This window comes from Mesorhizobium sp. M0062, from assembly GCF_040323125.1.
Classification (GTDB): Bacteria; Pseudomonadota; Alphaproteobacteria; order Rhizobiales; family Rhizobiaceae; genus Mesorhizobium.
This window is the reverse complement of record NZ_JAMYUO010000001.1, coordinates 293,475-306,900: the sequence shown is the minus strand read 5'-3', so window position 1 is coordinate 306,900 and position 13,426 is coordinate 293,475. Positions and strand designations below refer to the sequence as shown.

Here is a 13,426-nt window from a genome sequence, read left to right as displayed (position 1 = left end):
GCGGATAAGATGCGGTCAACCTTCCTCTTTAAGTCGAATATCGTGATCTTTCGCTTGAGGGGCGGATGCCTTAGGAGTTACAGTAAATTTACAGGGGAAATCGTTTGCTTCGCGAACGGGCTAGCGGAGCATGGGAGAGCTACAGGAGTCATATTGACCTACGGATCTGCCGATGTGAGCGAAGGCGCGGGACCCAAGAGCACACTCGCTAGTACGGTCTATCAACAGCTTCGCGACGATCTCCTGCGCGGCGTGTTTGAAAGTGAAAGCAAGCTTCGTGTCGAATGGGTGGTTTCCCGTTACGGCGCCGGCGCCTCACCGGTTCGCGAGGCCCTCAACCGACTTGCTTCGGAAGGCCTGCTCGGCCGCCACGACCAGCGCGGTTTCTTCATCATGCCGGTCAGTGCCCCGGAACTCGAGGAATTGACGCGCACCCGCTGCTGGCTGGAAGAGCGGGCGCTGCGTGAATCCATTGCCAACCGCACCGGCGAATGGGAAGAGCAGCTCGTGCTGGCCTTGCATCGCCTGGCGCGTGCCCCGCGCCGCTTGCCGGAGGATCCGTCCTCGAACAATCCGGAATGGGAAAAGCTGCACCGCGCCTTCCATCGGGCACTGATCGCAGGCTGCCGCTCGCATTGGCTGACCGGCTTTTGCGACCAGCTTTCGGATCAGGCCTCCCGTTACCGGCTGATCTCCCAGGACGGCAGCGAGCGCGACGAAATCAGTGAACATCGGCTGATTGCGGAGCGCACGGTGGATGGCGATGCCGACGGCGCCGTTGAAGCCCTCCTCAACCACTACCGTCTGACGGCAGCCATGTGCATGGAGCGCTTCAACGACAGCGGCGATCCACGCGTGAGCGCCACCAAGGCGCTGCGCAGCCGCAGATAGAAGCGCTTCCGGTCCGCTATCCAAAATCCGCCCGCTATCCAAAATCGCCCGTTATCCAAGTCCGCTTGCCTTCATCTGATCGGCGGCAAACCCGATTTCACGTTTTTGCCGGACGGAGGCGAAATCGTTTCCTTTGTTCCAAGGCCATCCGGCTCTAAATCAAAGGGTAGAGCATTATGTCCTCCGAAAACCGCTTCACACTTTTCGGCATCATGCTCTAGGGAAGGCGCATGACCAATCACCTGTTCGACGCGTTCCGCAGCCGGATTTCAGCCTCCGAGCGCATCCTGATGGCGACCGATGACGGACGCGCAATCGCCTATGGTGACATGCTGGCGCAATCGGCACAGCTGGCACATGCGCTGAGGCATTTCGGCGTCGAGCCGGGCGACCGCGTTGCCGTGCAGGTCGAAAAAAGCCCCGAATGCATTTTCCTTTACCTCGCCTGCCTGCGCGCCGGCGCGGTCTTCCTGCCGCTCAACACCGCCTACACGCTGGCCGAACTCGGCTATTTCTTCGGGGATGCCGAGCCGCGGCTGGTCGTCTGCGACCCGGCCCGCGCCGGCGCTATCGCGCCCCTGGCGCAGGCGTCGGGTGCTGCCACCGTCACGCTTGGCAGCAATGGTGAGGGCTCGCTGACCGCACTGGCGGCACAACAGCCCACGGATTTCGACGCCGTGGCGCGCGGGCCGGACGATCTGGCCGCAATCCTTTACACATCCGGCACCACCGGACGCTCCAAGGGCGCCATGCTCAGCCATGAAAACCTGGCCTCCAATGCGCGCGTGCTGGTCGAGCAATGGCGTTTCACCGGGGATGACGTGCTGATCCACGCGTTGCCGATCTTCCATACGCACGGCTTGTTCGTCGCCACCAACGTCACCCTGATGGCCGGCGCCTCGATGCTGTTCGAGCGGAAATTCGACGCCGGCCGCATCGTCTCGCTCTTGCCCCGCGCGACAGTGCTGATGGGGGTGCCGACCTTCTATACCAGGCTCCTGCAGCAGGACGGGCTGGATGCCCAGGCGGCGAAGAACATCCGCCTGTTCGTTTCCGGCTCGGCGCCGCTGCTCGCCGAAACGCACAAGGCCTGGCGCGAGCGCACCGGCCACGCCATTCTCGAGCGCTACGGCATGACCGAGACCAACATGAACACGTCGAACCCCTATGAGGGCGAGCGTCGGGCCGGCACGGTCGGCTTCCCGCTGCCCGGCGTTTCGCTGCGCATCGCCGACCCTGACAGCGGCGATGCGCTTGGCCAGGGTGAAGTCGGCATGATCGAGGTCAAAGGTCCGAATGTCTTTTCCGGCTATTGGCGCATGCCGGAAAAAACCAAGGCGGAGTTTCGCAAGGACGGCTTCTTCATCACCGGCGACCTCGGCATCATCGACGCGGACGGCTACGTCCACATCGTCGGCCGCGGCAAGGATCTCATTATCTCCGGCGGCTACAACATCTATCCCAAGGAGATCGAGAGCGAGATCGACGCGGTTGCCGGCGTCTTGGAAAGTGCCGTCATCGGAATTGCCCATCCCGATTTCGGCGAAGGCGTCACCGCTGTCGTGGTGCGGGCGCCGGCATCGCAGATCACCGGGGCCGAGATCGTTGGCGCCATTGCCGACCAGCTGGCCAAATACAAGCATCCGAAGCAGGTGATCTTCGTCGACGAGCTGCCGCGCAACACGATGGGCAAGGTGCAGAAGAACCTGCTGCGCGAGACCTACAAGGGTCTCTACGGCTAATCCATAGCCGGCTAATGTCTTTGCCCAAGCGCTTCGCCTGGACATCTCTGTTCGCGGTTCGGCAGTGGCGCCTTTTACCTGCGCGGCTTTTTCACCCGAGTGCTGGAACCCCAAAAAGCGCGGTTCAGCAGGCTGCGTTTGCGCTTGCGCGGGATGAGGTCGACGTCGCTGACGAGCTTGGCGCCGCCCTCCCGCCGCTCCAGGGTGATCTTGCGGCTGTGGAAGGCTTCGAGCTCCGCACGATGCGCCACGCTGATGATGGTGACGTCAGGCAGTTCGCGGATCACCGTCAACATCATCGTGTCCTGGCTCTTCTCGTCGAGCGCCGAAGTCGCTTCATCCAGCACCACGATATCGGGGCGATGCAGCAGCAGGCGCGCGAAGGCGAGGCGTTGCTTTTCGCCGCCCGACAGCGTCTGGTCCCATGGCGCCTCTTCCTTGATCCTGCCGGTGAGATAGCCAAGCCCCACCTTGTCGAGGGCAGCCTTGATTTGCTTGATGGTCCACTTGTCCGCCGCCGCGGGATAGGCGACCGCGCGGCGAAGCGTTCCGGAAGGGATGTAGGGGCGTTGCGGCAGCATGAACAGGCGCCTGTCGGTGTGGAAATTGACGCTGCCGCCGCCCCATGGCCACAGGCCCGCGACGGCCCGCACCAGCGTCGACTTGCCTGAACCGGATTCGCCTGAAACCAGCACCCGCTCGCCCGGCTCGATCACGACCTCGGTTTCCTTGACCACGGAGGTGCCGTCGTCGAGTGTCACGGAAAGATTGTCGAGGCTGAGGATGGCGCCGTCTTCCGCTTCGCCCCGGTTGATGCGTCCGAGCGCATCGCTCTGCTCGGCGCGCTCGAGCCCGTCGAGCGACATCATCAGCGAGGCAATGCGCCGCGCGGAGGCGTTCCAGTCGGCGAGGCGCGGATAGTTGTCGACCAGCCAGCCGAACGCGCCTTGCACGATGCCAAAGGCAGACGCCGCCTGCATCACCTCGCCAAGCGTCATCGAGCCTTCGAGGAATTTTGGCGCGCACAAAAGGATCGGCACGACCGGCGCAAACAGGCTCGATCCCTGCGACACCGCCGCCGTGCGCATGTGCTGTCCGGTCAGCAGAGCCCATTGCCTCAGCACATGGCCGAAATTTCTGTCGATGCCGCTGCGCTCCTCGTCCTCGCCTCCCAGCAAGGCGATGCTCTCGCCGTTTTCGCGCACGCGCGTCAGCGTGTAACGCAGTTCGGCCTCCGCCTGGTTCTTCCGCTCGGAGAGCTGGACGAAATCGCGGCCGATGACCACCATCGAGGTCGAGGTGATGGCGGCATAGATGATCGCGGTGATGACCAGAAAGCCGGGAATGGTGATGCTCTCGCCGCCGATCGGCAGGGTGAGCGCGCCGCCGATGGTCCACAGCACGACGATAAAGGTCGAGGCCGACAGGAACGCGTTGAGGACGCCGGCGGTGAAATCGACCGGCGACTCGGTGGCGATGCGCAGGTCCTCGGTCATGCGGGCCTCGGGGTTCTGGTGGTCGCCGCCCACGAGGTTCAGCTGGTAGTAGCGGCCGTTTGCCAGCCAGCGCGCGACCACCCCGGTGGTCAGCCAGGAACGCCAGCGGCGCTGGATCGTCATGCGCAGGTAGACCTGCGCGACGACAAGGCTGCCGCTGCAGATCACCAGCGGCACGAATACGGCGCTGAGGAGATAGACCGTGCGGGCGTTGCGCTGCTCGAGGGCATCGAACATCGAGCGGTTCCAGACATTGATGCCATACTGGAAACCGATGTTGATGCAGATCAGCAGCAGCACTCCGATCGTCAAAGGCCAGGCGAGCTTGTCGCCATGCCTCCCCCAATAGCCGCGCCCGCTGATCCAGAAACGCCGCAGCAGATATTTCTTGCGCGCCTGCTCGGCCTGCTCAGGCGTCAGCTTGGGATCGGGTTCGACGGCATCCGGCGGCGGCGCAGCCTCGCCAACGGGCTCGGAGGCGGCTTCCACTGTCGATGCTTTTTTCTCGCGCGGCGTGTCCTCGCGCGGTCCATCTCCGCGCGTTTGCCGTGACGGCTTTTCCCGGCGCGACTTCGTGGCATCGCGCGCTCCGACACCGTCGGTCGGTTCCGATTTGGGTTTTGCCTCGGACATATGCCCCGACAACGACCTCCATATCAAAAGGTTTCATGGTATGCGCCTGCCCGACGTTTCAGGAAACGTCCGTCATTGCGGATATAAAAGCCCAACGACATGCTCTGCCATGGCGAGGCTGGCGGTAAGGCCAGGGCTCTCGATGCCGAACAGATTGACGATCTGACCGCCCCCGTGGTCAGCCGGTCCCTGGATGACGAAGTCGGCGGCCGGCTGGCCCGGACCGGACAGTTTCGGCCTGACGCCGGCATAGGCCGGTTGCAGGGCGCCGTCCGCCAGGCCGGACCAGTAGCGCCTGATTTCGTCGTAGAAGGCAGCGCCTCGTGCGGGATCGACGGTATAGTCGACGCGATCGATCCATTCGACATCCGGGCCAAAGCGCGCGCTCCCCGACATGTCGAGGGTCAGATGCACGCCGAGGCCGCCATGGACCGGCACCGGATAGATCAGCCGCGAAAAGGGCGAGCGGCCGGAAAGCGCGAAATAATTGCCGCGCGCCAGCCACAGCGGCGGAACACGGTCTTGCGGGAGGCCTTCGATGCGGCCGGCGAGCGCCTGCGCGTCGAGGCCGGCGGCGTTGATGAAGGCGCCGGTCTTCAAGGTGAAACCCTCGCCATCGGCGTCGCGCGTGTCGATCCGGATGCCGTCGGCTTCGATGCTCGCGCCTGAGACAACGGTGAGCAAGGCGAAAGATGCGCCGGCCGCTTCCGCGTCTCCACGCAATGACAGCATCAGCGCCTGGCTGTCGACGATGCCGGTTGACGGCGACAGCAGCGCGCCGGCGCAGCTCAGCGCCGGTTCCAGGCTTTCGGCCTCTGCGCGCGTCAAAAGCTTGAGGTCACCGACTCCGCATTGCGCCGCGTTGATCTGGATCGCCTGCAGTTTGTCCAACTGGTCGGGTTCGACGGCAACGATCAGTTTGCCGGTGCGATGATGGGCGACGTCGTGCTCGCGGCAATAGGCATAGAGACGCTCGCGGCCGTTGACGCAGAGACGGGCCTTCAGGCTGCCCGGCGTATAATGAAGCCCGGCATGGATGACTTCCGAATTGCGCGAACTGGTGCCCGTGCCGATGGCTGCGGCCTTCTCGACCACCAGCACCTCGCGGCCCGACAGCGCCAGCGCGCGGGCAATGGCGAGGCCGACAACACCGGCTCCGGCGACAACGCAGTCGACATCATGCATGGGTGGACTTTAGCGCGGACTGTCCGCGCCTGCAAAAACCTTGTCGCCGCCGATCCAGACGCCGTTGACGTCGAGGGCGTCCGACAGAGCGACGATATCGGCAGCCGTGCCATTGGCGAAGCGGCCGAGCCGGTGGGCCTGGCCGACCGCCTGCGCCGGATAGAGCGAGGCCATGCGCAACGCTTCCGACAGGTCCAGCCCGACGATCCTGTGCATGTAGCGGACGGCCGAGATCATATCGAGATCGGCGCCGGCCAGCGTGCCGTCGGCCAGCCGCAGACTGCCATCCTTGCGATAGATGATGCGGCCGTTAAGGGTGAACGACGTCATGTCGGTGCCGATCGTCGCCATGGCGTCGGTGACCAGCACGATCCTGCCCGGCCCCTGCTTGGCGCGCAGCGCGATTGCCATGGTGGCGGGATCGACATGGATGCCGTCGGCAATGATCCCGGCCGACAGACTGCCTATGTCGATGGCCGCACCCGCCAGCCCCGGCTCACGGTTGCCGATCTGGCTCATGGCGTTGAACAGATGTGTGACCACGCTGGCGCCCGCGTCGGCAAAGGCTCTGGCCGTGGCATAGCCGGTATCGGAATGGCCGAGGCTGACGACGATGCCGGCCTTGGCCAAAGCCGCAACACGGGCGGGCTCGACGGATTCGGGCGCGATCGTCGTCAGCAGCACCGGCAGGTTTTTGCGTGCCGCGACCAGCGCCGCTTCATCCGCATCCGTCATCGGCCGGATCAGAGCCGGGTCATGCGCGCCCTTGCGGGCGACCGAGAGATGCGGTCCCTCGAGATGCAGGCCGAGAAACCCCGGCAGTTTTTGCCGTGCCGCCTCGGTGCCGGCGGCAATGGCCGCGCCGGTGATGTCAGGCGTATCTGTGATTAGCGTCGGCAGCAGTGCGGTCGTGCCGAACGGCGCATGCGCCCGGCAGATTGTTGCCAGCGAGGCGACATCGGGATGGTCGTTGAGCATGACGCCGCCGCCGCCATTGACCTGCAGGTCGACAAAACCCGGCACCAGCATGCCGCCCCCGGCGTCGATGCGGGCAACGCCCGACGGAATGGCGCCGACGGGATGAATGCCTTCGACCACATCGCCGTGCACGACAAGGGCGGCGTTATCATGCCAGTCGTCGCCATCGAAAATTCGGGCGCCAGTCAGGGCAAAACGGTCGCTCATACGGTTTCCGTCACCTTGCGCAGATTGCGCGGTACGTCCGGATCGAGGCCGCGATGGCGGGCGAAGGCTTCGACGAAGCCGTAGAAGGAGACGATCAGCGTCAGCGGGTCGGTCAAGGGATGACCGGTGGCGACATGCGGCAGCCGCGCCGCGCTCTTGGCTTTGTCCGAGGTTACAAAAACTGCTGCACCCTTGCCGGCAAGGTTGTCGGCAGCCTCTGCCACGGACGGCTCGGAGGCATCGCGGGCGGCGAGCGCCAGCACCGGGAAGCCTGGCCCGACCAGCGCCAGCGGGCCGTGCATGACTTCGGCTGCACTGTAGGCCTCGGCATGCATGCCGCAGGTCTCCTTGAATTTCAGCGCCGCCTCGTCGGCCATCGCTGCCGACGGGCCACGGCCGAGGATGAACAGCGATTGCGGCGTCTCCAATGCGCCGGCCAGCGCCATCCAGTCGCAGGCGATCGCCTTGCTGAAATGCTCGGGCAGGCGGGCAAGGGCGGCCAGCAGTCTGTCGTCGCCGGTGCAATGCGCCATCAGCGCCAGGCCGGCGACCGCCGAATTGACGAATGTCTTGGTCGCCGCGACGCTGCGCTCGGGGCCGGCCAGAATGTCGATGGCAAAATCCGAAGCCCGCGCCAGCGGCGAATCGGCGGTGTTGGTGATGGCGACGGTGAGCGCACCGCCGGCCCGTGCCGTCTCGGCCATGGTGACGATGTCAGGGCTCTTGCCGGATTGCGAGATGGCGAGGCAAGCGGAACCGGCGAGCTTGAGCTTGGCGCCGTAGATCGAGGCGATCGACGGACCGACCGATGCCACGGCCAGGCCGGCGGTCAGTTCGACGGCATATTTCATGAAGGTGGCGGCATGGTCGGACGAACCGCGCGCGACGGTAACGACGAAGCTCGGATCGCGCTCGCGAATGCCGCGTCCGGCCTCGGTCAGCACCGCCGCCGAGCCATCGAGCAGACGCGCGACGGCTTGCGGAATTTCGTCGATCTCGCGCCGCATATGGGTGGTCTTGGGGATCATGGTCGGCCCTCTTCGCTCGGCCCTGTCAGGCGCAGTTCGGCGACGAAATCATAGGCGTCGCCGCGGTAGATGGAGCGGGTGAACTCGATCACCTTGCCGCTCGCGAGATAGGAAATGCGTTCGATGTGCAGGCCGGCAATGCCGGATGGCACTTCGAGCAGACGCGCATCGGCGTCGCCGAGATTGGCGGCGGAAATGCGCTGCACCGCCCGCACCGGCCGGTTGCCGGTCAGTTGCAGCGCCGCATAGAGTGACGAGCCTATCCCGGCCGGATCCGGCAGCACGCTGGCCGACAACGAGGCGCGCTCGATGGCCAGCGGCGTGTCGTTTGCGATGCGCAGGCGCGCCACGCGCGCCACCAGCTCGTTCGAGGACAGGCCGAGCACCATCATCTCGTCGGGCGAGGGCGGGTAGAGGTCGCGGTCGAGCCAGGCTGAACGCACCGCCATGCCGCGCCTTGCCATGTCCTCGGTGAATGAAGTGAGCCTGGACAGCGACTGCTCGACGCGCTCCATGCGCGGCGCCACGAAGGTGCCGGAGCCGTGGCGCTGCACGAGGATGCCGCCCTTGACTAGGTCCTGCACCGCCTTGCGGACGGTGACGCGCGAAATGTCGGCCTTGGTGGCGATGTCGCGCTCGGAAGGCAGCGCATCGCCCGGCCCGATCAGGCCGCGATTGACGGCGTCCTCGATGCTTTTCCTGAGCTGCAGGTAGAGCGGGGCGCCGCTCTGCGACGACTGCCTCAGCGTGGCGAAGATCTGGTCGGCGGCATCGCTCATCGCGTCGCCTCCGCTTTGACGAAGATGCGGGCCGCCATCTGCACGGCGCCGCCCAGCGCATCGTCGAGCGGCGCTTTCAGCAGCGCCTGGTAGCGCTGGGAAAGGCGCGGCCCATAGAGCGGCGCCAGCCCGCCGAGCAGGCAGAGCGGGGCGTCATCAGAGAGGTCGAGCGCGTGGAGCGACGCCTCGACATCAGCAACCGACTTGTCCACGATCCAGTTGGCGACGCTGTCGCCCTTCTCGGCATGCTCGAAAACCTTGGGCGCGAAGCCGCCGAAATCGCCGGGCTTGGCATTGGTGGTGAACTCGACCACGTCTTCGGGATTGTTGCGGAAAATGGCCATCATGCTGTCGGTCAGGGCTGAGCGCGGCCGGACGCCGTCATGGGCGAGCAGCGTCTGCTCCAGCAGGTCGCGGCCGATCCGGGCGCCGCTGCCTTGATCACCGACCTGAAAGCCCCAGCCGCCGATGGCGCGCGACGTGCCGCCCTTGCGCGCCATATAGGCGGTGCCGGTGCCGAGGATGGCCATGGCGCCGTCACCAGAGCCGACTGCCCCTTCGAGCGCGATCTCGGCGTCCGTCTCGACGCGGCTGATGCTGAACGGCAGGATTGCTTCAAGCTGCTGGCGGTAGGTGCCGACATTGGCTCCGGCAAGGCCGAGAATGGCTGGTGTCTGCGGGATCAGGTCCGGATCTTGCCCGGCGGCGATGAAGGCCTGACGAGCAGCCTCGACGATGTGGGTGCGAGCGCCGGTGAGATCGGTGCGGATGTTGGCGGCGCCGCTTTTGGCGCGGCCAATGACAACGCCATTACCTGTCGCAAGGGCTGCCCTGCAGCTGGTGCCGCCGCCGTCGATACCGAGCACGAACTTCACGCGATGTCTCCTCCGGGCGGATAATACCAATAAAATACCAATAGCCAAGGGATTAATTTCCGTTTCAAAAAGATTAAGGCGTATCAGGTTGAAAAACCCGGGAATTTTGCCGGCTCAACGCTTTCCAGTTCGCAATTTCGTTAATGCGTGTGGACAAGTGGTATTTTTTTGGTATTGTTCTTCCATCGGAGGGACAGGGATGGCCGAACCGCGCACCGAAGCGCTTCACAGCAATGCCGAGGGACTGGACATCCAGGCCCCGGACGCCATCCTTTCTTCTTTGGTCAATGCGCAGATCGAGGCCGCCAAGGCTGTGCGCGACGCCATTCCCGCCATCGCCGCCGCAGCCGAAATCATCGCCGGGCGGCTGAACGGCGGCGGCAAGCTCGCCTATGCTGCGGCCGGCAGCTCCGGCCTGATGGCGCTGGCCGACGCGCTGGAGTTGCCCGGCACCTTCGGCATCAAGCGCGAACGCATCGCCATCCTCATCGCCGGTGGCGACGACGCTTTCAAGACCCTGGCCGGCGGACCGGAAGACGACACCGACGAAGCCTCGACGGCAATTGCCGGCGCCGGCATCGGCAAGGGCGACTGCCTGATCACGATTTCGGCCAGCGGCTCGACGCCCTATGCGGTGCAGGCGCTGAAGGATGCGCGCAGCCGGGGCGCGGCAACCATCGCCATTGCCAACAACAAGGACACGCCCCTGCTCAGGCTGGCCGACGTCGCCATCCTGCTCGAGACGCCACCGGAGGTGATTGCCGGCTCGACGCGCATGGGCGCCGGCACTGCCCAGAAGATCGCGCTCAACATGCTGTCGACGCTTGCCGCCATTCATCTCGGCCATGTCCATGACGGCTACATGGTCAATCTCACCGCCGACAACATCAAGCTGCGCGACCGCGCGGCTCGCATCGTCGCCGCTATCAGCGGCCGCGACCGGCAAGACGCCGTGCGGCTGCTCGAAGCGAGCGGCGGCGTCGTCAAGACAGCCATTCTGCTCGCCGCCGGCGCTGCCAACGCCGTTGCGGCCGAGAAGATACTGGAAGGGACCGGCCAGAAGCTGCGGCCAGCCCTTTCCGCGATCGAGGGGAACAAGGGCGCGAAGGCCCCTGTTCTCAAAACCGAACCTGAAAAAGGTCAACAGGGAGACTAGCATGACAACGAAATTACTGACGGCACTGCTTCTCGGCACCAGCATTCTCGGCACCGCCGGGTTGGCTCACGCCGATGACGTAACGCTCAATATCGAAAGCTGGCGCGGCGACGACCTTGCCATCTGGAAGGACAAGCTGATCCCGGCTTTTGAGGCCAAGAACCCGGGCATCAAAGTGGTGTTCGCACCGTCGGCGCCGACCGAGTATGACGCCGCACTCGGCGCCAAGCTCGCCGCCGGCTCGGCTGGCGACCTGATCACCTGCCGCCCGTTCGACAAGTCGCTCGAACTGTTCAAGAAGGGCAACCTTGCCGACCTGTCGGCGCTGCCCGGCATGGAAAACTTTTCGCCCGTTGCCAAGGCCGCCTGGCAGACCGACGACGGCAAGGCGAGCTTCTGCGTGCCGATGGCCTCGGTCATTCACGGCTTCATCTACAACAAGGACGCCTTCGACAAGCTCGGCCTCAAGGTGCCGACGACGCGTGACGAGTTCTTCGCCGCGCTCGACAAGATCAAGGCCGACGGCACCTACATCCCGATGGCCATGGGCACCAAGGACCTCTGGGAAGCCGCGACCATGGGCTATCAGAACATCGGTCCGAACTACTGGAAGGGCGAAGAGGGCCGCGCAGCGTTGATCAAGGGCGACCAGAAGCTGACCGACAAGGACTGGGTTGCTCCCTATGAGGAACTGGCCAAGTGGAAGCCTTATCTCGGCGACGGCTTCGAGGCCCAGACCTATCCGGACAGCCAGAACCTGTTCACGCTTGGCCGCGCCGCCATCTACCCGGCGGGATCGTGGGAGATCGGCCTGTTCAACACCCAGGCGCAGTTCAAGATGGGCGCCTTCCCGCCGCCGGTCGAGAAGGCCGGCGACACCTGCTACATCTCCGACCATACCGATATCGGCATGGGCCTGAATGCGGCGTCGAAGAATGCCGACGCGGCCAAGACCTTCCTGTCCTGGGTCGCCTCGCCGGACTTCGCCACCATCTACGCCAACGCACTGCCGGGCTTCTTCAGCCTAAATTCCACCCCGGTGAAGATGGAAGACCCGCTGGCGCAGGAATTCGTCTCCTGGCGCGACAAGTGCAAGTCGACGATCCGCTCGACCTACCAGATCCTGTCGCGCGGCACGCCGAACCTCGAGAACGAAACCTGGGTTGAATCGGCCAACGTCATCAACGGCACCGACACGCCGGAAGCTGCCGCCAAGAAGCTGCAGGACGGCCTCGATAGCTGGTACAAGCCGGGCAAGTAAGCTCAGAGACAGACAGGGCCCCAAGTGGACGGCCCTGCGTTTTTCGAAAGCATCATCGACTGCGAACGACGGCGCCGCCCCTCATCCGCCTGCCGGCACCTTCTCCCCGTATAGTGACGGGGAGAAGGATCAGCCGAAACGCAGGCGCCCCCTCTCCCCGTCCTTCACGGGGAGAGGGTAAGGGTGAGGGTGAGGGGGCAGCGCTGCCGTCGAAGGCATTGCTAAACCTCGGCGGGGACCGCACTCATGGCCGCACAAACACGACCGAAACGACCGTTCCGCTGGCATATCGGCGTCTTCCTGGCGCCGGCGCTGCTGGTCTATACGGCGATCATGATCCTGCCGCTCGCCGGCACGCTGCAGCTGTCGCTGTTCCGCAATGTCGATCAGCATCAGGTGTTCGTCGGTTTCACTAATTTCCGTACGTTGTTCGGCGACCCCAACTGGTCGGTCGGCTTCTGGAACGCGCTGCGGAACAATACCTGGTTCTTCATCATCCACATGGTGGTGCAGAACCCGATCGGTGTCATGCTAGCGGCATTGCTGTCCAGCCCGAGGCTGAGATTCGCCGCCTTCTACCGCACCGCGATCTTCGTGCCGACCATCCTGTCCTTCGTCATCGTCGGCTTCGCCTGGAAACTGATCCTGTCGCCGTTATGGGGCGTGGCGCCGCATCTGATGGACCTGGTCGGCTTGAAAAGCCTGTTCACGCCGTGGCTGGGCAAGGAGCGATATGCGCTGACCGCGCTCAGCCTGATCTCGGTGTGGCAGTTCGTCGGCATCCCGATGATGCTGATCTATGCAGCCCTTTTGTCGATCCCCGAAGAGGTGATCGAGGCGGCCGAATGTGACGGCATCACCGGCATCTCGCAGTTCTGGAAGATCAAGCTGCCGCTGATCCTGCCGTCGATCGGCATCATCTCGATCCTGACCTTCGTCGGCAATTTCAACGCCTTCGACCTGATCTACACCGCGCAAGGGGCGCTGGCCGGCCCGAACTATTCGACCGATATTCTGGGCACTTTCCTCTACCGCGCCTTCTTCGGCTTCCAGCTGCAGACCGGCGATCCCAATATGGGTGCGGCGATCGCCACGATGATGTTCCTGATCATCCTCGGCGGCGTCTGCGTCTACCTGTTCCTCGTCCAGACGCGCCTGCGTCGCTACCAGTTCTGAGGGGCGAGATGTCGAGCTT

At 64.5% G+C, this 13,426-nt stretch carries 11 protein-coding genes; 5 read left to right on the top strand and 6 right to left on the bottom strand.

Going from position 1 to position 13,426, the window contains the following annotated elements:
* Nucleotides 1-153 precede the first annotated feature (153 nt).
* Both NKJ64_RS01410 and NKJ64_RS01405 read left to right on the top strand, forming a co-directional pair.
* Nucleotides 154-891, top strand: a complete 738-nt coding sequence (locus NKJ64_RS01410; protein WP_023694237.1) for a GntR family transcriptional regulator — start codon at nt 154-156, stop codon at nt 889-891.
* Nucleotides 892-1,121: 230 nt separating this feature from the next.
* Nucleotides 1,122-2,633: a malonate--CoA ligase gene (locus NKJ64_RS01405; protein WP_031202829.1), complete on the top strand. Its 1,512-nt coding sequence runs from the start codon at nt 1,122-1,124 to the stop codon at nt 2,631-2,633.
* A 74-nt stretch (nt 2,634-2,707) separates the two neighbouring features.
* Here NKJ64_RS01405 and NKJ64_RS01400 read toward each other — a convergent pair whose 3' ends face one another.
* From NKJ64_RS01400 to NKJ64_RS01375, 6 genes are all read right to left on the bottom strand, one after another.
* On the bottom strand, nt 2,708-4,762 hold the full coding sequence (locus NKJ64_RS01400; RefSeq protein ID WP_352461836.1) for an ABC transporter ATP-binding protein/permease: 2,055 nt from the start codon (nt 4,760-4,762) through the stop codon (nt 2,708-2,710).
* 72 nt (nt 4,763-4,834) lie between these two features.
* Nucleotides 4,835-5,947: an NAD(P)/FAD-dependent oxidoreductase gene (locus tag NKJ64_RS01395; protein ID WP_023828607.1), complete on the bottom strand. Its 1,113-nt coding sequence runs from the start codon at nt 5,945-5,947 to the stop codon at nt 4,835-4,837.
* A gap of 9 nt (nt 5,948-5,956) precedes the next feature.
* The gene (gene nagA, locus NKJ64_RS01390) at nt 5,957-7,132 is read right to left on the bottom strand and encodes an N-acetylglucosamine-6-phosphate deacetylase (protein WP_023732577.1); all 1,176 of its coding nucleotides are present in this window, start codon (nt 7,130-7,132) and stop codon (nt 5,957-5,959) included.
* Nucleotides 7,129-8,160, bottom strand: coding sequence for an SIS domain-containing protein (locus tag NKJ64_RS01385; protein WP_023694234.1), 1,032 nt, complete (start codon nt 8,158-8,160; stop codon nt 7,129-7,131). Before NKJ64_RS01385 ends, nagA begins: the two co-directional genes overlap by 4 nt.
* The gene (locus NKJ64_RS01380) at nt 8,157-8,939 is read right to left on the bottom strand and encodes a GntR family transcriptional regulator (protein WP_023668847.1); all 783 of its coding nucleotides are present in this window, start codon (nt 8,937-8,939) and stop codon (nt 8,157-8,159) included. Before NKJ64_RS01380 ends, NKJ64_RS01385 begins: the two co-directional genes overlap by 4 nt.
* Entirely contained in the window at nt 8,936-9,814 is an 879-nt protein-coding gene (locus NKJ64_RS01375; RefSeq protein ID WP_352461834.1) for a glucosamine kinase nucleotide-binding domain-containing protein, read from the bottom strand. The genes NKJ64_RS01380 and NKJ64_RS01375 overlap by 4 nt, the downstream gene beginning before the upstream one ends.
* A 199-nt stretch (nt 9,815-10,013) precedes the next feature.
* On the opposite strand from NKJ64_RS01375, the gene NKJ64_RS01370 reads away from it, so the two are divergent.
* The 3 genes from NKJ64_RS01370 to NKJ64_RS01360 all read left to right on the top strand — a co-directional run bounded on the left by NKJ64_RS01370 (nt 10,014) and on the right by NKJ64_RS01360 (nt 13,407).
* Nucleotides 10,014-10,970, top strand: a complete 957-nt coding sequence (locus NKJ64_RS01370; protein ID WP_023828606.1) for an N-acetylmuramic acid 6-phosphate etherase — start codon at nt 10,014-10,016, stop codon at nt 10,968-10,970.
* A gap of 1 nt (nt 10,971) precedes the next feature.
* Complete coding sequence (locus tag NKJ64_RS01365) at nt 10,972-12,231, top strand: ABC transporter substrate-binding protein (protein ID WP_023668844.1); 1,260 nt, start codon at nt 10,972-10,974, stop codon at nt 12,229-12,231.
* A gap of 246 nt (nt 12,232-12,477) precedes the next feature.
* Nucleotides 12,478-13,407 (top strand): carbohydrate ABC transporter permease, encoded by a 930-nt coding sequence (locus tag NKJ64_RS01360; protein WP_023828605.1) that lies wholly within the window; start codon nt 12,478-12,480, stop codon nt 13,405-13,407.
* The last annotated feature ends 19 nt before the right edge of the window (nt 13,408-13,426 follow it).